This is a genomic window from Stenotrophomonas sp. NA06056 (genome assembly GCF_013364355.1).
Lineage (GTDB): Bacteria > Pseudomonadota > Gammaproteobacteria > Xanthomonadales > Xanthomonadaceae > Stenotrophomonas.
Genome location: NZ_CP054931.1, coordinates 1491598 through 1514340, shown reverse-complemented (window position 1 = coordinate 1514340; position 22743 = coordinate 1491598). Strand labels below are relative to the sequence as shown.

At 65.6% G+C, this 22743-nt stretch carries 19 protein-coding genes and 1 pseudogene; 13 read left to right on the top strand and 7 right to left on the bottom strand.

Annotation, left to right across the window (positions count from 1 at the left end):
* Positions 1-12 precede the first annotated feature (12 nt).
* From HUT07_RS06650 to HUT07_RS06630, 5 genes are all read right to left on the bottom strand, one after another.
* Positions 13-696: a DUF2058 family protein gene (locus HUT07_RS06650; RefSeq protein WP_176020259.1), complete on the bottom strand. Its 684-nt coding sequence runs from the start codon at positions 694-696 to the stop codon at positions 13-15.
* A gap of 10 nt (positions 697-706) precedes the next feature.
* On the bottom strand, positions 707-946 hold the full coding sequence (locus HUT07_RS06645; protein WP_025876828.1) for a SlyX family protein: 240 nt from the start codon (positions 944-946) through the stop codon (positions 707-709).
* Complete coding sequence (locus HUT07_RS06640; protein WP_176020258.1) at positions 939-2288, bottom strand: UDP-glucose/GDP-mannose dehydrogenase family protein; 1350 nt, start codon at positions 2286-2288, stop codon at positions 939-941. Before HUT07_RS06640 ends, HUT07_RS06645 begins: the two co-directional genes overlap by 8 nt.
* A 23-nt stretch (positions 2289-2311) precedes the next feature.
* On the bottom strand, positions 2312-3289 hold the full coding sequence (locus HUT07_RS06635; RefSeq protein WP_176020257.1) for an FKBP-type peptidyl-prolyl cis-trans isomerase: 978 nt from the start codon (positions 3287-3289) through the stop codon (positions 2312-2314).
* Positions 3290-3385: 96 nt separating this feature from the next.
* Positions 3386-3973, bottom strand: a complete 588-nt coding sequence (locus HUT07_RS06630; RefSeq protein WP_176020256.1) for a glutathione peroxidase — start codon at positions 3971-3973, stop codon at positions 3386-3388.
* A gap of 626 nt (positions 3974-4599) precedes the next feature.
* Between HUT07_RS06630 and HUT07_RS06625 the strand changes: the two genes are divergently transcribed.
* From HUT07_RS06625 to HUT07_RS06600, 6 genes are all read left to right on the top strand, one after another.
* Positions 4600-4959: a GntR family transcriptional regulator gene (locus tag HUT07_RS06625; RefSeq protein WP_012511573.1), complete on the top strand. Its 360-nt coding sequence runs from the start codon at positions 4600-4602 to the stop codon at positions 4957-4959.
* Positions 4959-5849 carry an ABC transporter ATP-binding protein gene (locus HUT07_RS06620; RefSeq protein ID WP_176020255.1) on the top strand — a complete coding sequence of 297 codons (891 nt, stop codon included), beginning with the start codon at positions 4959-4961 and terminating at the stop codon, positions 5847-5849. Before HUT07_RS06625 ends, HUT07_RS06620 begins: the two co-directional genes overlap by 1 nt.
* Positions 5846-6868, top strand: a complete 1023-nt coding sequence (locus HUT07_RS06615; protein WP_176020254.1) for a hypothetical protein — start codon at positions 5846-5848, stop codon at positions 6866-6868. Before HUT07_RS06620 ends, HUT07_RS06615 begins: the two co-directional genes overlap by 4 nt.
* 23 nt (positions 6869-6891) lie before the next feature.
* A complete protein-coding gene (locus tag HUT07_RS06610) occupies positions 6892-7776 on the top strand; it encodes a DUF2807 domain-containing protein (protein WP_176020253.1) in 885 nt (294 codons plus the stop codon).
* Positions 7777-7806: 30 nt separating this feature from the next.
* Positions 7807-8409: a DUF2884 family protein gene (locus HUT07_RS06605; protein ID WP_176020252.1), complete on the top strand. Its 603-nt coding sequence runs from the start codon at positions 7807-7809 to the stop codon at positions 8407-8409.
* A 106-nt stretch (positions 8410-8515) separates the two neighbouring features.
* On the top strand, positions 8516-8941 hold the full coding sequence (locus HUT07_RS06600) for a hypothetical protein (RefSeq protein WP_032951937.1): 426 nt from the start codon (positions 8516-8518) through the stop codon (positions 8939-8941).
* A gap of 117 nt (positions 8942-9058) precedes the next feature.
* Here the strand turns inward: HUT07_RS06600 and HUT07_RS06595 are convergent, their stop codons facing one another.
* Positions 9059-10498 carry a class II fumarate hydratase gene (locus tag HUT07_RS06595; protein WP_176020251.1) on the bottom strand — a complete coding sequence of 480 codons (1440 nt, stop codon included), beginning with the start codon at positions 10496-10498 and terminating at the stop codon, positions 9059-9061.
* A gap of 289 nt (positions 10499-10787) precedes the next feature.
* Between HUT07_RS06595 and purB the strand changes: the two genes are divergently transcribed.
* Positions 10788-12155: an adenylosuccinate lyase gene (gene purB / locus HUT07_RS06590; protein WP_176020250.1), complete on the top strand. Its 1368-nt coding sequence runs from the start codon at positions 10788-10790 to the stop codon at positions 12153-12155.
* Positions 12156-12405: 250 nt separating this feature from the next.
* Here purB and HUT07_RS06585 read toward each other — a convergent pair.
* Positions 12406-13318 (bottom strand): annotated as a pseudogene (locus HUT07_RS06585) (IS110 family transposase).
* 803 nt (positions 13319-14121) lie between these two features.
* Here HUT07_RS06585 and HUT07_RS06580 point away from each other — a divergent pair.
* From HUT07_RS06580 to HUT07_RS06555, 6 genes are all read left to right on the top strand, one after another.
* Positions 14122-15519: a cupin domain-containing protein gene (locus tag HUT07_RS06580; protein WP_176020249.1), complete on the top strand. Its 1398-nt coding sequence runs from the start codon at positions 14122-14124 to the stop codon at positions 15517-15519.
* A 3-nt stretch (positions 15520-15522) separates the two neighbouring features.
* Complete coding sequence (locus HUT07_RS06575) at positions 15523-16425, top strand: GNAT family N-acetyltransferase (RefSeq protein WP_176020248.1); 903 nt, start codon at positions 15523-15525, stop codon at positions 16423-16425.
* 186 nt (positions 16426-16611) lie between these two features.
* Complete coding sequence (locus HUT07_RS06570) at positions 16612-19443, top strand: 2-oxoglutarate dehydrogenase E1 component (protein ID WP_176020247.1); 2832 nt, start codon at positions 16612-16614, stop codon at positions 19441-19443.
* Positions 19444-19482: 39 nt separating this feature from the next.
* Positions 19483-20685 carry a dihydrolipoyllysine-residue succinyltransferase gene (gene sucB / locus HUT07_RS06565; protein WP_176020246.1) on the top strand — a complete coding sequence of 401 codons (1203 nt, stop codon included), beginning with the start codon at positions 19483-19485 and terminating at the stop codon, positions 20683-20685.
* Positions 20686-20748: 63 nt separating this feature from the next.
* Positions 20749-22185: a dihydrolipoyl dehydrogenase gene (lpdA, locus tag HUT07_RS06560; RefSeq protein ID WP_176020245.1), complete on the top strand. Its 1437-nt coding sequence runs from the start codon at positions 20749-20751 to the stop codon at positions 22183-22185.
* 280 nt (positions 22186-22465) lie between these two features.
* A complete protein-coding gene (locus tag HUT07_RS06555) occupies positions 22466-22702 on the top strand; it encodes a hypothetical protein (protein WP_176020244.1) in 237 nt (78 codons plus the stop codon).
* Positions 22703-22743 lie beyond the last annotated feature (41 nt).

Sequence of the window (22743 nt, the reverse complement as noted above, 5' to 3'; positions counted from 1 at the left end):
GGTGGCGTTGGCTTACCAGACCAGGTCGTCTGGCACCTGGTACTGGGGGTCGGCGTAGGGATCGTCCTCGGCCGGCGCATTCGGGTCGACCTTCAGTGCAACCGAAGCAGCAAACACCGCTTCAGACTGGGCCAGAACCTCGGCCGTCACCAGCAGGTAGCGACCGTTGAGCTGGACCACGCCCAGTTCACCGGCATTGAGTGCCTTGAGCTGCTCAGCGGTGACGTAGATGCGCTTGATCTTGCCGCCATACGGGAAGTGGCGCGCGATATCGGCCGCTTCGGCGTTCAGGCCCTTGTCCTTCAGCAGCTCTTCCAGCTTCACCTTGGCTTCGCGACGCTGGCGGGCATCTTCCTGCTTCAGGCGCTCGTTCTCGATGCGCTCTTCCTTTTCGCGCTGCGCACGGATCGCGTAGGCCTTGGCCAGATCCATTTCCTCGGCGGTACGCGGCTTGCGCGGCCCCTGCCCGTGGCCCTGGCCACGCTGCTGGCCGGGCTTGCCCGGACCGCCATTGCCATGCGCCCGCCGCTCGCCGGGCTTGTGTTCGCCCCTGCCAGCCTGCTGCGGCTTTCCATTGCCAGTGCCACCCTTGCCCTGCGGGCGGCCATCACGGCGGGGGCCATCATTCTTGCGCTCGGGCTTGGGCGCGGGCTTGAAGCCCAGGCCCATCAGCTGGTCGCGGAGGGTATCGCTCATAGGATATGGATCAGTAGTGCGGCGGCGGCGGTTCGCTCGCCGGATCAGAAGAATTCAATGCATTGCGGACCTTGCCCAGGTCCTCCAGCAGCACGCGCAGGATGCCGGCATTGCGGCTGCCTTCCATACGTGCGTCTGCCAGTGCATCGCTCAGTTCGGCCAGCGCGTGTTCCTGGAAGGACACGCGCATCTCCAGCTCGACCAGGCGCGCTTCCAGCGCCTGCTCGCGTTCGGTCGGTACTTCAGACATGCAACGAACGCCCCCGGCCAATGCCGTAATACGCAAGGCCAGCGGCCTCGACGTCAGCCGGCTCGTACAGATTGCGGCCATCGAACACCACCGCATCCTTCAGCCGCTCGCGCAGCATCTGGAAATCGGGGCTGCGGAACTGCTTCCACTCGGTCACCACGACCAACGCGTCGGCACCCTGCAGCGCGTCGTCGGCGCTGTCACAGAACACCAGATCGTCGCGCTCGCCGAAGATCCGCTGCGATTCATGCATCGCCTCCGGATCGTAGGCGCGCACTGTTGCACCGCCTTCCCACAACTGGGCCAGCAGGCGACGGCTGGAGGCCTCGCGCATGTCGTCGGTGTTCGGCTTGAACGCCAGGCCCCACACGGCAAACGTCCTGCCGCGCACGCCTTCATCTTCACCCTTGTCGTAGTGCCGCTGGATCAGGGCAAACAGGTGCCCCTTCTGCGATTCATTGACCGCCTCCACCGCGTTCAGCAGTTTCGGCTCCAGGCCGGCCTGCTGCGCGGTGCGGGCCAGTGCCTGCACGTCCTTGGGGAAACACGAACCGCCGTAACCGGCACCCGGATAAATGAAGTGCCAGCCGATACGGGGGTCCGAACCGATGCCCTGGCGGACCTGTTCGACGTCGGCGCCGACGCGCTCGGCAATGTTGGCGATTTCATTCATGAACGAAATCTTGGTGGCCAGCATCGCATTGGCGGCGTACTTGGTCAGCTCGGCCGAACGCACGTCCATCTCCACCACGCGATCGTGGTTGCGATTGAACGGTGCGTACAGGCGACGCATCACGGCGACCGATTCGGCGCTGGTCGCACCGATGATGATGCGGTCAGGCCGCATGCAGTCGGCAACGGCGTCGCCTTCCTTCAGGAATTCAGGGTTGGACACCACATCGAAGGCAATATCGGCCCCACGCGCCGCCAGTTCCTCGGAAATGGCCGCACGCACCTTGTCGGCGGTGCCTACCGGCACCGTCGACTTGTTGACCACCACCGTCGGCACCGAGATGTACCGGCCGATGGTGCGGGCCACGGCCAGCACGTACTGCAGGTCCGCGCTGCCATCCTCGTCCGGCGGCGTGCCCACAGCGATGAACACCACCTGGCCGTGGCCGATGGCGGTCGCCGCGTCGGTGGTGAACACCAGCCGCGACGCAGCGTGGTTGGCCTTCACCATCGGCTCCAGGCCGGGCTCGTAGATCGGGATGACGCCCCGGTTGAGGCCATCCACCTTGGCCTGGTCGATATCGACGCAGACCACCTGGTGGCCAACGTCGGCCAGGCAGGTGCCGGTCACCAGACCTACATAGCCGGTACCAAAAATCGCAACGCGCATATCCGTGCTGACTCCGTGGTGGCTTACGGCAGAACGCCCAGCAACTCGACGTCGAAGGTCAGGGTGGAGTTCGGACCGATCGGACCACCCGGGGTGCCGTTCTCGCCGTACGCCAGTTCACCCGGGATCCAGAAGCGGTACTTCGAGCCGACCGGCATCAGGGCTACGCCCTCGGTCCAGCCCTTGATGACCTGGTCCAGACCGAATTCGGCCGGACCACGGCCTGCGGAGCTGTCGAAGACCGTGCCGTTCAGCAGCTTGCCTTCGTAGTTCACGCGCACCTTGCTGGACGGCAACGGACGCTCGCCGCTGCCCGGGCGGATCACCTGGTACTGCAGGCCCGACGGCGTGGTCACCACGCCCGGCTGGGTCTTGTTCTTGGCCAGGAATGCATTGCCTTCCTGACGGTTGGTCTGCGCGGCCTGCGCTGCCTTGGCCTGCATCTCGGCCTGCTTGGCACCCATGAACGACTGGATGGTGGCGGTAGCGTCGGCTTCGGTCATCTTCGGCTGGCCCTTGCTCAGGCCAGTGTTGATTGCGTCAAACAGCGAGGCGGTATCGATATCGTCCTTCAGCTGTGCCAGCGACGGACCCACCGAATAGGCGCCGATCATCTGCGCGACCTTCACCCGGTCGACCTTCGCCGGCTGCGAGCCCGGCGCAACGCCCGGCACCTGCTGCCCGCTGCGGGCCATCACCACCTGGCGCAGGGCGGCATCGGTCGCCTTGGCCTGTTCCTGGGTGATCTGCGGCTGCAGGCCTTCGAAGGAACGTTCCACGGCAGTGCGCAGCGCGGCCGCATCGATTTCATCGGCGATCGGCGCGAACGACTTGGCCACATCCAGGCCAATGGCGTAGCCGAGCTTCTGCTTGGGGGAATTCAAGGGTGCGGTCTCCTTGGCGGCCGAGGGAGCGGCCGGTTGTTGCGACAGTGCGACACCGGTGGTGCCCATCGCCAGAATCAGAACCGACGCCGCGGCGCCGCGCATTCCCATCTTCATTCGCTGCATTCCTGGAAGTGACTGGACGCCGACGTCGGCGCGAAAACACGTATTGTCGCACGCATGCCGTCGATGTCGAGGCATCCGTGCCGCCATTCAATGTACGGCCGGTGCTGCAAGCGCCTTGTCGATGGCCGCTTTCAGCTGCGGATCATCCGGGGTGACCTTGCTCGCGTACTGGGCGATGACCCGGCCATCGCGCCCGACCAGATACTTGTGGAAGTTCCAGGCGGGCGCCACACCGGTGGCGGCGGTCAAGCGCTGATACAGCGGCGTGGCCTGCGCGCCGGTTACGTGCACCTTTTCGAACATCGGGAACTTCACGCCATAAGTAAGCGTGCAGAAATCCTGGATCTGCTTTTCGTCACCAGGTTCCTGTCCCTTGAAATCGTTGGACGGGAAACCGAGTACCGCAAACCCCTTGCTGGCGTACTGCTTCTGCAGTGCTTCCAGACCCTCGTACTGCGGGGTATAGCCACACTTGCTGGCGGTATTGACCACCAGCAGCACTTGGCCGTGGTAGCGCTGCTGCAGGTTGACCTGCTGCTTGCCCGCCAGCGGCCGATACGACAGGTCCAGCAGATCGGCGGCGAAAGCGCCGGCCGACGTGGCCAGGCCCGCGGCCAGCAGGGTCAACAGGGACAGGCCGCGAAGGCGGCGCGAGGTGGCAGTCGACAAAGGCATGGGAGACGTTCCGCGGTAGCCGTTCCAAGGGTCCGGCCGTGACCGGCCGGGAATCGGCCGAACTATAGCACCGGGGTCTGCACGCCCCTGCAGCGCACGCGCTGCTGGGCTTTGCGCGGCTTGGCGGAAGGCGTCTGCAGGCCGCTTCACCGCACCGGTGATGACATAGCATGGACATGGCTGAATGGGAGGCTGGCCGAAAGGAAGCCCCCTCTCCATCCGTTTTTCAATAAGAATCAGCGGGTTGGAAGGATATTTCGGCACCATGACCACCCCTGCCATCAGTTGGGTAGGGGCAGGACTTGCACACAGGCGTGCCGGTGTTATAGTTGCATACAACACCAGTCACCTGAGACAGGGGGGGAAACCATGAACACCCGGATGCGTCGTAGCCTTACCGCCCCCGCGGTCACCGCCGTATCAACCCTGTTCGTCCTGGTCTGGCTGGCCATGCCGGCACCGCCGGCCGCTTCCTCCCCCACCCTCTTCGAAGACAGTACGCAGGACGCAGCAGTACCCACGGCAGGGAATGCCGCTCCCTCCCCCTCCCCCCCGCGTCGGCTGCACAGCTCCCTGTCCATGCCGTATTTCTCGTTCGCACAGCCGCTGACCCCACGGAGCTGAATATGAGCGACATCCAGTGGAGCGACGGCGCTCCCATCTACCGCCAGCTGAAGGAACGCGTGATCGCCATGATGCTTGACGGAATCCTCAAGCCAGGCGATGCCCTTCCTTCGGTGCGCCAGGTGGCCGCCGATTACCAGCTCAACCCCATCACCGTTTCGCGCGCCTACCAGGAGCTGGCCGATGAAGGCCTGGTCGAGAAGCGCCGCGGCCTGGGCATGTTCATGACCGAACAGGCGGCCACGCAGCTGCGCAGCAGCGAGCGCGAACGCTTCCTCAATGAAGAATGGCCGGCCGTTCTGGAGCGCATCCAGCGACTGGGCCTGAGTCTCGACGAATTGTTGCCCCAGGGGAAATTCTGATGAATGCCAGTCCCACTACCGCTGCGCCAAGCGACGCTGTCATTACCGCCCGAGGCCTTCGCAAGGCCTACAAGAACACGCTCGCGCTCGACAACGCCAGCTTCTCCATTCCGGCAGGCCGCATCATCGGCCTGATCGGCCCCAACGGCGCCGGCAAGACCACCGCGCTGAAGGCGGTGCTCGGCCTGACCTCGGTGGAGGGTGAGTTGAGTGTGCTCGGCCGTGATCCGCGAGCGCACCGCGACGATCTCATGAACGACATCTGCTTCATCGCCGACGTCGCCGTGCTGCCGCGCTGGCTGAAGGTGCGTGAGGCGATCGACTTCGTTGCCGGCGTGCACCCCCGCTTCGACCGTGCCCGTTGCGAGCGCTTCCTGGCCAACACCAAGCTGCAGCCGAAGCAACGCGTACGCGAACTGTCCAAGGGCATGATCGTGCAGCTGCACCTGGCCCTGGTGATGGCCATCGACGCCAAGGTGCTGGTACTGGACGAGCCCACGCTCGGCCTGGACATCCTGTACCGCAAGGAGTTCTACCAGCGCCTGCTGGAAGACTACTTCGACGAGCAGAAGACCATCATCGTCACCACCCACCAGGTGGAAGAGATCGAGCACATCCTCACCGACGTGATGTTCATCCGCGACGGCCGCATCGTGCTCAATGCGGAAATGGACGAGGTCGGCGAGCGCTATACCGAACTGCTGGTCGGCGCCGATCAGCTTGAAACCGCCCGCGCACTGAAGCCCATCGACGAGCGCAGCCAGGCCTTCGGCAAGACCGTCCTGCTGTTCGACGGGGTGCCACGCAGCCAGCTGACCAGCCTGGGTGAAACCCGCAACGCCGGCCTTGCCGATCTGTTCGTCGCTGTCATGAAGGGGACCTACGCATGAATGCCGTCAACCATCCTGTCAGCCCGGCCGGCACCCTGCGCTGGCTGCTCAAGCGCGAATACTGGGAAAACCGTGGTGGTTTCCTGTATGCCCCGGTGATCGCCGGCATCGTTTCGCTGCTGATGAGCGGCATCGGCATCGGCCTGGGCCTGTTCGCCCTGCATCGTGCCGCGCGCGATGGCGGCCTGCACATCGACGGCGAGAGCGTGAACATCAACGGCCTGGACCTGGCCGTGCTGACCCGCGACATCAGCGCCAAGGACATGGCCGACCTGGGCAACGGCCTGGACCTGGCGATGGTACTGACCTCGTCCTGGCCGCTGATCGTGCTCGCGTTCGTGGTGTTCTTCTACTGCCTGGGCGCGCTGTATGACGACCGCCGCGACCGCAGCATCCTGTTCTGGAAATCGCTGCCACTGTCGGACACCCAGACCGTGCTGTCGAAGGTGTTCAGTGCGCTGATCGTCGCACCGCTGATCGCCATCATCGCGTCCAGCCTGACCCTGCTGGTGTTCATGCTGGTGCTGTGCCTGGTGGTGGTCTCCCACGGCGGTGACGCGATGCAGTTGATCGTCGGCCCGGCCAACCCGATGAGCCTGGTGCTGGGCATGTTCGTGTCCATCCCGGTGTACGCCCTGTGGGCACTGCCGACTGCCGGCTGGCTGCTGCTGTGCTCGGCCTGGGCCCGGAGCAAGCCGTTCCTGTGGGCGGTGATGCTGCCACTGTTTGCCGGCATCATCGTCAGCACCACCAAGCTGATGCACCTGTTCGACCTGACCACCGGCTGGTTCTGGCAGCACATCGTCGGCCGCCTGCTGCTGGGTGCGATGCCAGGGATGGACCTGCTGTACCGCGCAGGCGGCGAATCCAGGCAGGACCTGGACTCGATCGTTGCCCTGATGTCGCCCGGCGCGCAGCTGAAGTCGCTGGCGATGCCCGACCTGTGGATCGGCGCGGCCTTCGGCGTGGCCTTCATCTTCATCGCCATCCGCCTGCGCAAGCGCGCCGGCGAAATCTGATCTTCAACCTGGAGGCACCACCCATGCGTTCCTTGATTGCCTGTAGTGCGCTGTTGCTGTTGCCCTTGTCGGCGCTGGCCGCCGATGCACCGAACTGCAAGTTCTCCGCGCCACGCGCGTTGAAGATCGACGCCGCCGGCGCCAAGGCGGTGGTGTTCGAGATCAACCAGCATGACCTGAAGGTGGTCGCCAGCGCTGGCGGCGGCCAGCTCGAAGGTCGCGCATGCGCGTCCAACAAGGACTGGCTGGAGCAGCTGGTGCTGGACCAGCGGCGCGTGGGCGACAAGCTGGTGGTGAGCCTGCGCCGCGACAGCCGCGGCTCGCTGTCGATGGGCAACAGCTACGCCTGGCTGGACATTCGTGGCAGCGTGCCGGACAACCTGCCACTGCAGTTCAAGATCGGTTCCGGTGATGCCAGCATCGAGAACGCGCAGTCGCTGAGCATGGACGTGGGCTCCGGTGATGGCATCGCCCGCGGCACCCGTGGCAGCGTGCATGCCGCCGTCGGCTCGGGCGACCTGGACGTCGATGGCGCCGCATCGTTCAACCTGCTCTCGCTGGGTTCGGGCGACGTCAATGCCCGCAACATCGGCGGCGACGCCAGCGTCGGTACCGTCGGCTCCGGTGATCTGAAGGTGACCGACGTGCGTGGCAATGCGCGGCTGGATACCGTCGGTTCCGGCGACATCGGCTTCAAGCAGGTGCAGGGCAATGTCGAGGTCGGCGTAGTCGGTTCCGGCAATGTCGATATCGAGCAGGTCGGCGGCAATGTCCGCGTGCGCAGCCACGGCTCGGGCGATATCGACGTCGATGGCGTGCGCGGCAATCTCACCGTCGAGCACAGCGGCAGCGGCGATGTCCAGCATCGCAGCGTGGCCGGCACCGTCACCCTGCCCCGCGGCAAGTAACGTCCAACCTTCCGATTCGAGGGAAATGCCATGAACCTGCTGCGCCTGCTGCCTGCTGCCCTGCTGTGCCTGCCGTTGATCGCCTGTGGCGACACGTCCAGCCCCGACAAGACCGCCGGCAAGGCGGTGGCCGAGACCGCCGGTGGCGTCGGCCAGACCGTCAAGGAAGCGATGGACGACGCCCGCAAGGAAATCACCGAAGGCAATATCAAGATCTCCGCCGACAACCAGCCGCGCGCGGAGATCACTCCGCAGGGACAGCTGCTGATCGGTGGCAAGCAGGTGACGCTGGACGATGGCCAGCGGCGCCAGCTGCTCGATTACCGTGGGCACGTGGTGGCAGTGGCGATGGACGGCATGGATGTCGGCCTGGCGGGCGCCAAGCTCGGCGCCAACGCTGCCGGTGAAGCACTGAAGGGCATCTTCAGCGGCGACAGCGAAGGCATCGAAAAGCGGATCAACGCCGAGGCCGCCAAGATCGAGGCGCAGGCCAAGCGCATCTGCGACCGCATGCCGGCCATGCTGGCCAGCCAGCAGGCGCTGGCTGCGTCGCTGCCGGCGTTCAAGCCCTACGCCACGATGGACCAGAGCGATGTGGACGACTGCGGCAAGGACACCGTCGTCAACCGCTGACCCTGCGACACATCAGCGCACCCGGCCGGCAGCGCGCACGCGTTGCCGGCCGCTGCGTCCCGGCGGGCTTACAATGGCGACCCCGGATGCACTTCATTGAACCGCCATGAAAAAGCTGTTTCTGCTGCTGGCCGCCCTGCTCTGCCTTGGCCTGGTCGGCTGCGACCAGGACTACCGCAACCACCGCGCCGAGCGTGGCAAACCGAAGATCTCGGTCAGCGAAAGCATCGTGACCGTGCGCCGCCAGCCGGCACCGAACATCATCATCCTGCCCGACGGGCAGATGAAGATCGACGAGATCCTGATCCCGCTCAATGCCGAGCAGAAGCAGATGCTGCAGACGATGTTCGGCAAGCTGCAGGTGCTGCGCCAGAACACGCTGGTGGCCGCACCGGCCGACCCCAACATGCAGCCGGTGAAGATCGTGCCGCCGGAAGGCATGCAGGTGATTCCGCCGGACCTGGTGCAGACCATTCCCGAGTTCAAGGACTACACCGAGACCTTCGGCAACATCGTCGCCGACCGTCGCTGAAACAAGAACGCCGCCCTCCCGGGCGGCGTTTCCACTTGTAGAGCCGAGCCCATGCTCGGCTACTGCCTGTCACCTGAGCCGAGCATGGGCTCGGCTCTACAGGCTGCAGATTGCAGATCAGCCGCCGGCACCACCGCCACCGGACTGGATGCCACCGGCCGTCAGCGCGGCGGGATCCAGCAGCCGGCGCAGCTCGGCTTCGGCCAGACCACTGTCTTCCAGCGCCACGTCCAGCACCGGCCGCTGTTCCTTGTAGGCCCGCTTGGCGATGGCAGCGGCTTTCTCGTAGCCGATGATCGGGTTCAGCGCAGTCACCAGGATCGGATTGCGCGCCAGCGCCTCGGCCACGCGGTCTTCGCGCACCTTCAGGCCAGCAATGGCGCTGTCGGCCAGCAGGGTCGACACATTGGCCAGCAGGCCGATGCCATCGAGCAGGTTCACCGCGATCAGCGGCAGCGTCACATTGAGCTGGAAGTTGCCGGTCTGGCCAGCCACGGTAATCGCCGTGTGGTGGCCGATCACCTGGGCGCAGGCCATCACCGTCGCCTCCGGAATCACCGGATTGACCTTGCCCGGCATGATCGAAGACCCCGGCTGCAGTGCCGGCAGTTCGATCTCGCCCAGGCCCGCCAGCGGGCCGGCGTTCATCCAGCGCAGATCGTTGGCGATCTTGATCAGGGCCACCGCCAGCGCGTTGAGCTGTCCCGACAGTTCAACCGCATCATCCTGCGCAGCCAGGCCTTCGAACTTGTTCTCGGCGCTGTCGAACTTGAAACCGGTCTGCTGCTTCAGCGCCTTGGCCACCTGCGCACCGAAGCGCGGGTCGGCATTGATGCCGGTGCCGATGGCAGTGCCGCCCAGCGGCAGGCGGCGCACGCGCTTGAGGCTGTCCTCGATGCGCTCCTGCGCCGAGGCCAGCTGCGCCGACCACGCACCGAATTCCTGCTCGAAGGTCAGCGGCATCGCATCCATCAGATGGGTGCGACCGGTCTTGACCACCTTGCGCAGGCTGCGGCCCTTCTTGTCCAGGGTCTTGCGCAGGTGCGCCAGCGCCGGCAGCAGCTGCTCGTGGGTGGCCAGCACGGCCGACACCCGCAGCGCGGTCGGAATCACATCGTTGGAGCTCTGCCCCTGGTTGACGTGATCGTTGGGGTGCACCACGGTCTTGCCGGCCTTGCCCGCACGGTTGGCCAGGGTGGCGATGACCTCGTTGGCGTTCATGTTCGAGGAGGTACCCGAACCGGTCTGGTAGACGTCGATCGGGAACTGCGCATCCCACGTGCCGTCCGCCACTTCAGCAGCGGCAGACTGGATCGCCTTGGCCACCGTCTTGGACAAGTGGCCCAGCTCGGCGTTGACGCCGGCGGCAGCTCCCTTGACCAGGCCCAGTGCGCGGATGAAGCCGCGCGGCATGCGCTGGCCCGACACCGGGAAATTCTGTACAGCGCGCTGGGTCTGCGCGCCCCACAGCGCGTCAGCAGGCACCTGCAGCTCGCCCATGCTGTCGTGCTCGATCCGGAACCCCTTGGGGGCGCTCTTGCTTGCAGCTTTGCTCATTGCATTCAACTCCGCACTACTTCGGTTGGGGAAAGGGAAGCGGCGGCTGGCAGGGTGTCGCTTCCCGGGCTGGCGGCTGCGACAACGATACTCCGTTGCCTGCGGTGTGGGATGACGAGCGCGGGCCAGATCGTTTCATCCGCAGGGCCGTTTACACGGGTAGCGCCGGGCCGTGCCCGGCGAGCGCGCAGCGCGGCCGCCATCCGCCGGGCATCGCCCGGCGCTACCGAGCATGCAAAGGCCCCGCGTCGTAGAATATGGCCCCCGCCGCTCGCCCTTCCCTGCCGACATGTCCGAATCCGCCCTGCTCGCCCTGTCCCCGCTCGATGGCCGCTACGCCGGCAAGGTCGACGCCCTGCGCCCGATCTTCTCCGAGTACGGCCTGATCAAGGCCCGCGTCACGGTCGAAGTGGAGTGGCTGCTGGCCCTGGCCGCCGAACCGGGCATCGTCGAGCTGGCCGCGTTCTCCGACGCCGCCATCGTCCGCCTGCGTGCGCTGGCCAGCGGCTTCAGCCCGGCCCAGGCCGCGCGCGTGAAGGAGATCGAGCGCACCACCAACCATGACGTCAAGGCGGTGGAGTACTTCATCAAGGAACAGCTGAAGGACGATGCCGAGCTGGCGCCGGCGCTGGAGTTCGTGCATTTCGCCTGCACCAGCGAAGACATCAACAACCTCAGCTACGGCCTGATGCTGGAACAGGCCCGCCGCGAGGTGCTGCTGCCGACCCTGGACGGCATCGCCACCGCACTGCGCAACCTGGCGCACGCCCAGACTGGCCAGCCGATGCTGTCGCGCACCCATGGACAGACCGCCTCGCCGACCACCCTGGGCAAGGAACTGGCCAACGTGGTCGCCCGCCTGGAGCGCCAGCGCCGGCAGATCGCCGCGGTCGAGCTGACCGGCAAGATCAACGGCGCGGTCGGCAACTACAACGCCCACGTCGCCAGCTACCCGGACGTGGACTGGCCGGCCTTCGCCGAGCGCTTCGTTACCGGCCTGGGCCTGGTGTTCAACCCCTACACCACGCAGATCGAGCCGCACGACAACATCGCCGAGATCGGTGATGCCGCGCGCCGCGCCAACATCATCCTGATCGACCTGGCCCGTGACATCTGGGGCTACGTCTCGCTGGGCTACTTCAAGCAGCGCCTGAAGGAAGGCGAAGTCGGCTCGTCGACGATGCCGCACAAGGTCAACCCGATCGATTTCGAGAACGCCGAAGGCAACTTCGGCATCGCCAATGCGCTGTTCGAGCATTTCAGCGCAAAGCTGCCGATCAGCCGCTGGCAGCGTGACCTGACCGACTCCACCGTGCTGCGTGCGCTGGGTACCGCGTTCGGCCACAGCCAGGTGGCGCTGGATTCGCTGGCCAAGGGCCTGGGCAAGCTGGAAGTGAACCCGCAGCGCCTGGACGCGGATCTGGACGCGGCCTGGGAGGTGCTGGCCGAGGCCGTGCAGACGGTGATGCGCCGCCATGGCCTGCCGAACCCGTACGAGCAGCTGAAGGCGCTGACCCGCGGCCAGGGCATCACGGCCGAGTCGATGCGCGCGTTCGTGCAGGGACTGGAGCTGCCGGCGGATGCGAAGCAGCGCCTGCTGGAGATGACCCCGGGCAGCTATATCGGCCTGGCCGAGTCGCTGGCGAAGAAGATCTAAGGTTTTCCTGCGGCGGCGGCCGCGGGCGCTGCCTGCGGCAGGCTTGTACTGCCACGGCAAAAGCAACAGCAACGTCAAAGGCGGCTCTGGGTTATGTCGCGCTTGGCGGGGCGGGTTGGGTTCGCGGGGGACGCCGTGAATCCATCCGTGGAGCAACTGTGTTGAGAGAGGGGCCTCGGCCCCTCCGACAGTCACGCACGGTAGTGCCGGCCGCTGGCCGGCAGCCTTTTGGGGCACGCGCAGACTGGCTTCAGGCGGGGATCGATCCGCCTTGAGCGTCACGCACGCGGGCGTTGAGAATCACCAGCATCTTCCGCATCACCGCCACGATGGCTACTTTTCCTTCTTTGCCTCGGGCTCGCAGCGACTGGTAGAAATCGCGCAGTCGAGGTTCATGCCGCATGGCCGACATGCTGGCCATGTAAAGCACCTGACGGATCTCGGCCCTGCCGCCATGGATGCTTCGTTTGCCGCGCATGGTTCCACTGTCGTGGGACATGGGTGCTACACCGACCAGACTGGCGATGGCCTTGCCGCTGATCTTGCCCAGCTCCGGCAGATAGCTGGCCAATACCGCCTGCAGGACAGGGCCCACGCCTTTCATCGACTTCAGTACCGCCAGCTGGGGTTGCTGGGCAACCTGCTCGGCAATCTGCTGTCCCAAACGCCCAACCATCCTCTGCAGGCGGCTGATGCTGGCTTGCAGCAGTCGGCGCAACTCACGATCGGTCACCATCTCCTGCTGCTGGCGCGCTACGGTCAGGGCTTCCATCGTCTGTCGACGCGCCCGCACAAATTCCCGCAGCTTTTGCTGCCGGGCTCCAGTGGCTGATAGGCGGGCAGTTTCACCAAGGCCGCCATCTGCGCCAATGCATAGGCATCCAGACGGCCGGTCTTGGCCACTGGCCCATTCCCCCGGCCAGCCTGCGAGCCCGCAGCGCGTTGGCACGAACCACCGCATGACCGGCGTTGTGCAGAAAGTTCAGTACTGACTGTTCGTAGCCCCCAGTGGCCTCCAGCACGATCTGGCTCACCGGATGTTTCCTCAACCAGAGATCCAATTCAGCGAAACCCGAAGCGCTATTGCTAACCTGCAGCACCTCTCCGTCCGTCGTGCCGACATCCAGTTGGCGCTTGCTGACATCAATCCCGATCCCGTTCATCACCGGACTCCGTATAGTCTGGAAGGGTCGAGAGCTCCCCCGCTTGCCCAGTCTTATTACTGCGAGTGTCAGCTCCAGCAACTGTTCGGGCGGATCAAGGGAGATTCCGGCGTGGGCGCCAAGCTCCAAGGCGATCGTCGAGATCCAGGCTTGCACGGCGGCCCACGCCGGCTCTCGGCACCTACGCTGCCAGATTCCGATCAGATAAGGCTTGGCAGCCGCATCCATGCGGCTGACACCCCCGCGAACCCAACCCGCCCCACCTCTGACAGAGTCCTAGTGACGGATCGAAGAGCGTTGGGTTGTCGGGACGGAATTTGAAAGAGGGACGCGGCTTCGCCGCGTCCCTCTTTGCGTTTTGGGCCGTATGCAAATTGCCGGCGATGGAGCCCATGTAGATCCACGCCATGCGTGGATGACGTTGCCCAGGAATGCCCCATCCACGCATGGCGTGGATCTACAGGCTTTTGATTTTCTTCTTCCATTCCGTGGCGGGCCACGCAGGAATCTGTCATGGGCCGGGCGGGGGGGCTGCGCGGGGGTGTCCGCGGCATGGATGCCGCGGCCAAGCCCCCAGGGACGGGTTCACGGCGTCCCCCGCGCAGCCCACCCGCCCGGCCAACCCCGGCTTCGGCTTTTGCCTTCAGCGACCAACCCAGACCCCCGCCACGAGGGGCTCCGCCGTTGGCCGGAACCCCGCGACAAACCACCACACGTGCGCAATCCCAACGAACGTCGGACAATGGAGGCCTTGGCGGCCCGCCACGCCGCCCCTCCCGCTTTCCGCTGCAAGGAACTCCCCCATGGCCGCCCGCAAGTCCACCTCCCCCCTGATCGAAGTCCACGCCCGTCGTGGCCAGCCGCTGGGCATGTCCCCGGCCGCGTTCCTGCGCGACTTCTGGCAGAAACGCCCGCTCCTGATCCGTAACGCCTTCCCCGATTTCCAGACCCCGGTGCAGCCGGAAGACCTGGCCGGGCTGGCGTGCGAGGAAGGCGTACTGGCCCGCCTGATCGAGCACGACAAGGCCCAGGACAGCTGGCGCGTGCGCAGCGGCCCGTTCCAGGAAGACATCTTCCCCGCCCTGCCCGACCACGACTGGACCCTGCTGGTGCAGGACGTGGACAAGTGGGACAAGGACGTGCGCGCCCTGATCGAACACTTCAGCTTCCTGCCGCGCTGGCGCATGGACGATGTGATGATCAGCTTCGCCGCCACTGGTGGCTCGGTTGGCGCCCATGTCGACCAGTACGACGTGTTCCTGCTGCAGGCCCACGGCCACCGCCGCTGGCAGATCGATGCCAGCGAATCGATCAAGGGCAAGCGCCCGCCGCTGGGCTTCCGTCCCGACGTGGAGCTGAAGCTGCTGCAGGTGTTCAAGCCGACCCACGACTGGGTGCTGGCGCCGGGCGACATGCTGTACCTGCCGCCGAACGTGCCGCATCACGGCGTCGCCGAAGACCCGTGCTTGACCTTCTCGTTCGGCATGCGCGCGCCGTCCTCGGCCGAGCTGATCAGTGACTATCTGGACACGTTGATCGCCGATGCCGACGAGAACATCCGCTATGAGGATGCTGACCTGAAGGCACCGGCCGACCCGAACGAGATCGACACGGTGGCGATGGCGCGGGTGATCACCGCGCTCAACGCCATCCGCATGAACGATCCGGACAAGCTGGGTGACTGGTTCGGCCGCTTCATCACCACCTACCGCGCCGCCGGCGAGGTGATGGCCCACCAGGCCGCACCGGCCCCGGAAGAAGTGGTGCAGGCACTGGCCTCGGGCCTGCTGCTGCAGCGCCACCCGTGGGCGCGGCTGGCCTGGCGCCGGGCCAAGCGTGGCGCCAGCCTGTATGTCAGCGGCCAGGATTTCGCCCTGCCGGTGAAGGACGCGCAGCGCCTGGCCGGTGCCGAGCAGCTCGACGCTGCCGCCTACCGCGGCCTGTCCGACAAGGGCCGTGCGGTGATCCAGCAGCTGCTGGTCGGCGGTGTGTTCCAGCTGATCGATCCGAACGAGATGTACGCGGACGAGGACGAAGAAGTCCTCGGCGAGGTGGTCGAGGGCCGCGAGCAGATCGAGGTCATCGACACTGACGCCATGTCCGATGACGTCCATCTGGTGACCGTGCACGACGACGGCATTGAAGTGATCGTCAACTTCGATGACCACGACGAAGATGACAGCGACACCGGCCGCGGCTGAGCGATGAGCCCGATCCGGGTCCAGCAGGTACGCCACGCCGAGGCCCACGTCGCCATCCACGACGTACGCCAGCGGGTGTTCGTGCAGGAGCAGGGCATCGACGCCGTCCTCGAGCGCGATGCCCTGGATCCGGTCTGTGCCCACGTGCTGGCCCTGGATGCCCAAGGCCAACCGGTCGGCACAGGCCGGCTGGCGCCGGATGGCCGTATCGGCCGCATGGCGGTACTGGCTGCGTATCGCGGCCATGGCGTTGGCGAGGCCCTGCTGGAGGCGCTGGTACAGGCCGGGCACCAGCTCGGCCTGGCCGAGCTGCACCTGCATGCGCAGCTGCCGGCGCGCGATTTCTATGCCCGCCAGGGCTTCCTGCCGGAAGGCCCGGAATTCGAAGAGGCCGGCATCGGCCACCAGCAGATGCGCCGTCGGTTGCAAGCCGTTTCCGCCATCGACAGCCGCGCTGAAGCGGTGGCGATCACCACGGCGATCATCCATCGCGCACGCCGCCGGTTGTGGCTGCACAGCCGGCAGCTGGACCCTGGCCTGCTGGACGCGCCACCGGTACAGGCGGCCCTGCGCCGCTTCGTCACCGCCCGCCACGACAAGCAGTTGCGGATGATCGTGCATGACGCCGCGGCCATCGCCAGCGCCGGCGCGCCGCTGCTGGCGCTGTTCCAGCGCCTCCCCAGTGTGATCCAGTTCCGCGAGGTCGCCGATCCGATCGATCGCGCCCTGGCCTCGGCCTGCCTGCTCAACGACGCAGGCGACTTCTACTTTCGTCTCATCGGTCATCGCCTCGATGGCGAATCCGCAATCGCGCTGCCGGCACGTTCGCAGCCGTTCGAGCAGCAATTGCAGCGTGTCTGGGACCGTTCGCGCGAATGCAGCGAATTGCGCGCACTCGGCATCTGACCGCGACCGCTACGCTCAACCTGTCTGGGACCGACACCGGGGGACGCCCGATGCCCTCGTCGCTGCCCCTTCGTGTCCGGATGGGGGTACAATTTGGCCGTTTGAACGCGCCCGTGCATGGCTATTCATCTTCGTGCCGGGTCCTTCTGAAGCCATACCCCACAAAGCGAATCAGCACCCTCCATCGTGGACAATCAACTGAAGCAGTTTGCGCAATCTTCGCAACTCGCCGGCGGCAACGCCTCCTATGTCGAGGACCTGTACGAGCAGTACCTGGTCTCCCCGGATAGTGTCGATCCCAAATGGAAAACCTACTTCGACGGCTTCAAGGGCCGCGAAGCAGGCGACATTCCGCACTCGGCCGTCATTTCCCACATCGCGGACGCGGCCAAGGATGCGCTGAAAGCAGGCACTGGCAACGGAGCAGGCGATGAGCGCGAGCGCAATGTCGGTCGTCTGATCACCGCCTACCGCTCGCGTGGTCATCTGGACGCCCGCCTGGACCCGCTGGGCCTGGCCGCGCCGGTCAACACCCCGGACCTGGGCCTGCCGTTCCACAGCCTGTCCGATGGTGACCTCAACAGCGAGTTCAGCACCGGCGGTGTCGGTGGCCAGCCGCGCATGAAGCTGCGTGACCTGCTGGCGCGCCTGAAGGCGACCTACACCGGTTCGATCGGTGCGGAGTTCATGCACATCTCCGAGGTCGAGCAGCGCCAGTGGATCTACAAGAAGCTGGAACTTGCCGGTGGCAACTACCAGCTGGACGCTGATACCCAGCGCCGCACGCTGGAGCGCCTGACCGCCGCCGAAGGCCTCGAGCGCTACCTGCACACCAAGTACGTCGGCCAGAAGCGCTTCTCGCTGGAAGGCGGCGACTCGCTGATCCCGATGATGGACACCATCATCCGCAGCGCCGGCAAGGATGGCGTCAAGGACGTGGTGATCGGCATGGCCCACCGCGGCCGCCTGAACGTGCTGGTCAACACCCTGGGCAAGAACCCGCGCAAGCTGTTCGACGAGTTCGAAGGCAAGTTCGAGCACGACGAGCACGCTTCGGCCGGCGACGTGAAGTACCACATGGGCTTCTCGGCCGACGTGGCCACCGACGGCGGCCCGGTGCACCTGGCGCTGGCGTTCAACCCGTCGCACCTGGAAATCGCTGACCCGGTCGTGGCCGGTTCCGTGCGTTCGCGCCAGGAGCGCCGCAAGGACACCGCACGCAAGCAGGTGATGCCGATCCTGATCCACGGCGACGCGGCCTTCTCCGGCCAGGGCGTGGTCATGGAGCTGTTCCAGATGTCGCAGGCCCGCGGCTTCGCCGTCGGCGGCACCGTGCACATCGTGGTCAACAACCAGGTTGGCTTCACCACCTCCAATCCGCTGGATACGCGCTCCACGCGCTATGCCACCGATGTGGCGAAGATGATCGCCGCGCCGGTGCTGCACGTGAACGGCGATGATCCGGAAGCAGTGGTGTTCGCTGCGCAGCTGGCCTTCGAGTTCCGCCAGAAGTTCGCCAAGGACGTGGTCATCGACCTGATGTGCTACCGCCGTTGGGGCCACAACGAGGCCGACGAGCCGGCGATCACCCAGCCGCTGATGTACCAGGTGATCCGCAAGCACGCCACCACCCGCGAGATGTATGCCGAGCAGCTGGAAAAGGCGGGCGTGATCGCCGCCGGTGCCGGCAAGGCGATGGTCGATGCGTACCGCGAGAAGCTCGATGCCGGTGAAGTGACCACCGAGCTGGCCAAGGTCGAGAAGACCCCGCCGACCAGCCCGCTGTTCGTTGATTGGCCCAAGCTGCTGGAAGGCAAGCTGTCCGATCCGATCTCGACCAAGGTCGACAAGGACAAGCTGCTGGCGCTGGCCAAGCTGATCAACACCGTGCCTGAAGAAGTGCAGCTGCACTCGCGCGTCGCCAAGGTGTATGACGACCGTCGCAAGATGGCTGCCGGCGAGATCCCGGGCGACTGGGGCTTTGCCGAGAACCTGGCCTACGCCACCCTGCTGGACGAAGGCAGTGCCCTGCGCCTTGTCGGCCAGGACGTCGGCCGCGGCACGTTCACCCACCGCCACGCGATCCTGCACGACCAGAAGACCGACAACTACTACCTGCCGCTGCGGCAGCTGGTGGATTCGCCGGAGAAGGCCACCGTCATCGATTCGCTGCTCAGCGAAGAAGCGGTGATGGCCTATGAGTACGGCTTCTCCACCACCGATCCGAACACCCTGTGCATCTGGGAAGGCCAGTTCGGCGACTTCGCCAACGGCGCCCAGGTGGTGATCGATCAGTTCATCGCCGCCGGCGAAGCAAAGTGGGGCCGCATTTCCGGCCTGACCCTGCTGCTGCCGCACGGCTATGAAGGCCAGGGCCCGGAACACAGCTCGGCGCGCCTGGAGCGCTTCCTGCAGCTGTGCGCGCTGGAGAACATGCTGGTGGTGGTGCCGTCGACCCCGGCGCAGGCCTTCCACATGCTGCGTCGCCAGCAGCACCTCACCACCCGCAAGCCGCTGGTGGTCATGTCGCCCAAGTCGCTGCTGCGCCACAAGCTGGCCGTGTCGACCCTGGACGAGCTGGCCAATGGCGAGTTCCAGCACCTGATCGGCGATGCCAATGCCGACGCCAAGAAGGTCAAGCGCGTGGTGCTGTGCTCGGGCAAGGTCTACTACGACCTGCTGGAAGACCAGACCAAGCGTGGCCAGGACGACGTGGCGATCATCCGCGTGGAGCAGCTGTATCCGTTCCCGCGTGCGCTGCTGGCCGCCGAACTGCAGAAGTACGGCAAGGCCACCGACGTGGTGTGGACGCAGGAAGAACCGCAGAACCAGGGCGCGTGGTACCAGATCCGCCACCACCTGCAGTTCTGCCTGGCCGATGGCCAGAGCCTGCACTACGCCGGTCGCGCACGTTCGGCTTCGCCGGCTGCCGGTCACATGGCTGACCACGTCCGCGAACAGCAGCAGCTGGTCGCCGATGCACTGGTCAACCCGTTCAACGACTCGTTCGCTGAATAACTCTCCCCCTATTTAGAAGACAAACCAGGAAGCTCCCGCATGGCCACCGAAGTCAAAGCCCCGGTACTGCCCGAATCCGTCGCCGACGGCACCATCGCCACCTGGCACAAGAAGGTGGGCGACGCCGTCAAGCGCGACGAAAACCTGCTTGACCTGGAAACCGACAAGGTCGTCCTGGAAGTGCCGTCGCCGGTCGATGGCGTGATCAAGGAAATCAAGTTCGCCGAAGGCGCGACCGTGACCTCCAGCCAGGTCGTGGCGATCATCGAAGAAGGCGCCGTGGCCGCTGCCCCGGCTCCGGCCGCTGAAGCCGCGCCGGCTGCAGCCGCTGCCCCGGCCGCCGCTGCTCCGGCCGCAGCCGCCGCTCCGGCCCCGGCTGCGAAGTCGGCTGCAGATGCACTGCCGCCGGGCGCCCGTTTCAGCGCCATCACTGAAGGCGTGAACCCGGCCGACGTCGATGGCACCGGCCGTCGTGGCGCGGTCACCAAGGAAGACATCGTCAACTTCGCCCGCAACGGTGGCGCCGGCAAGGCCGGTGGTGCACGTCCGGAAGAACGCGTGCCGATGACCCGCATCCGCAAGCGCATCGCCGAGCGCCTGATGGAGTCGAAGAACTCCACCGCCATGCTGACCACCTTCAACGAAGTCGACCTGTCCAAGGTGTCGGCGGCGCGCAAGGAACTGCAGGACGAGTTCGTCAAGGCACATGGCATCAAGCTCGGCTTCATGAGCTTCTTCGTGAAGGCCGCCGCCAACGCGCTGCAGCGCTTCCCGCTGGTCAATGCCTCGATCGACGGCGACGACATCATCTACCACGGCTACTCGGACATCTCGATCGCCGTGTCGACCGAGAAGGGCCTGGTCACGCCGGTGCTGCGCAACGTCGAGCGCATGTCGTTCGCCGACATCGAAAAGACCATCGCCGACTACGCCAAGAAGGCCCGTGACGGCAAGCTGAGCCTGGAAGAACTGCAGGGCGGCACCTTCACCGTGACCAACGGCGGCACCTTCGGTTCGCTGCTGTCGACCCCGATCATCAACCCGCCGCAGAGCGCCATCCTCGGCATGCATGCCATCAAGGAGCGTCCGATCGCCCAGAACGGCCAGGTCGTGATCGCGCCGATGATGTACCTGGCGCTGTCCTACGATCACCGCATCATCGACGGCAAGGACTCGGTGCAGTTCCTGGTGGACATCAAGAACCAGCTGGAAAACCCGGGCCGCATGCTGTTCGGCCTGTAAGAAACCTCCCGCCCCTCCGCGCCTGCGCGGAGGGGTTCTGGTAATGCATCAAGGAATAATTCAATGGCTGAACAATTCGACGTCGTCGTCATCGGTGCCGGCCCGGCCGGTTACCACGCTGCCATCCGCGCGGCCCAGCTTGGCCTGAAGACCGCCTGCATCGACGCAGCGCTGGGCAAGGACGGCAAGCCGGCCCTCGGTGGCACCTGCCTGCGCGTGGGCTGCATCCCGTCCAAGGCGCTGCTGGATTCCTCGCGCCAGTTCTGGAACATGGGCCACATCTTTGGCGACCACGGCATCAGCTTCAAGGATGCCAAGATGGACGTCGAGGCGATGGTTGGCCGCAAGGACAAGATCGTCAAGCAGTTCACCGGCGGCATCGCCATGCTGTTCAAGGCCAACAAGGTCGCCGCCTATTACGGCTTCGGCGAACTGCAGCCGGGCAACGTGGTCAAGGTCACCCAGCATGACGGCTCGGTCGTCGAACTGAAGGGCACCAACGTCATCATCGCCGCCGGTTCGGACTCGATCGAACTGCCGTTCGCCAAGTTCGACGGCGAGACCATCGTCGACAACGTCGGCGGCCTGGACTTCACCGAAGTGCCGGCACGCCTGGCCGTGATCGGCGCTGGTGTGATCGGCCTGGAACTGGGCAGCGTGTGGAAGCGCCTGGGTTCGGAAGTGACCATCCTGGAAGCGCTGCCGGACTTCCTGGCTGCCGCTGATACCGAAGTGGCCAAGACCGCCGCCAAGGAATTCAAGAAGCAGGGCCTGGACATCCGCCTGGGTGCCAAGGTCTCCAAGGCCGAAGTGACCGGCAAGGGCAAGAAGAAGGAAGTCGCCCTGACCTACACCGACGCCGAAGGCGAGAAGTCGCTGGTCGTGGACAAGCTGCTGGTGGCCGTCGGCCGTCGCGCCGCCACCAAGGGCCTGCTGGCCGAAGGTACCGGCGTCAAGATCAACGAGCGTGGCCAGATCGAAGTCGACGCGCACTGCCACACCGGCGTCAACGGCGTCTGGGCGGTCGGTGACTGCGTGCGCGGCCCGATGCTGGCGCACAAGGGCTTCGAGGAAGGCATCGCGGTTGCCGAGCTGATCGCCGGCCTGCCGGGCCACGTCAACTTCGACACCATTCCGTGGGTCATCTACACCGAGCCGGAACTGGCCTGGGTCGGCAAGACCGAGCAGCAGCTGAAGGCCGAAGGCATCCCGTACAAGGCCGGCAGCTTCCCGTTCGCCGCCAACGGCCGTGCCGTGGCGATGATCGAGCCGGCAGGCTTCGTGAAGGTTCTGGCCCACGCCGAAACCGATCGCATCCTGGGCATGCACCTGGTCGGCGCCAACGTGTCCGAGCTGGTGCACGAAGGCGTGCTGACCATGGAGTTCAGCGGTTCGGCCGACGACCTGGCACGCATCTGCCACGCCCACCCGTCGCTGTCGGAAGTGATCCACGACGCAGCGATGGCCGTGAGCAAGCGCGCCATCCACAAGGCGAACTGATCGTTCGCCAGGTAGTGCCGGCCACTGGCCGGCATTGCTGGATACCAGAAACCCCGCCTCGGCGGGGTTTCTTGTTTCACGATGACTGCAGAGCAAGGGCGGAGCCCATTGGCACTCGGCGCGCGTCAGGCGAGCGGTGTCGCCCTCGCCCTCACACGGGCGTTGACCTCCAATGCGGTAGGCTCACACCTGAGGTCGCGTAGCATCGCCAAGCCACGGATGCGCGACAGGTGGTGCTCCCGCACCTGCTCGTGGGGCTGTTCAGACAGTGGAGATCTGGATGGAGAACGAACGAATTGAGACCCGGGGCGAAGATGGCCGCAGGGTGTTGGTGTTCAAGTTCTGGCCGCAGTTCGACGCAACGATTCTTCCTGCTTCAGGCCTGGCCGAAGGTCTGCCGAGATACGCGCTGGCAAATGGCAGTTCCGTCACCTTCGACGGCGTGGATTTCGAAATCGCCGCTACCGGCGAAGAGCTGGTCCGGCCGTTGGCCATCGCTCGACCGCCCTCGGGCTGAGTCGTGCTTGGCATGGGACCTGCAGCGCCAGCCTATCTGCA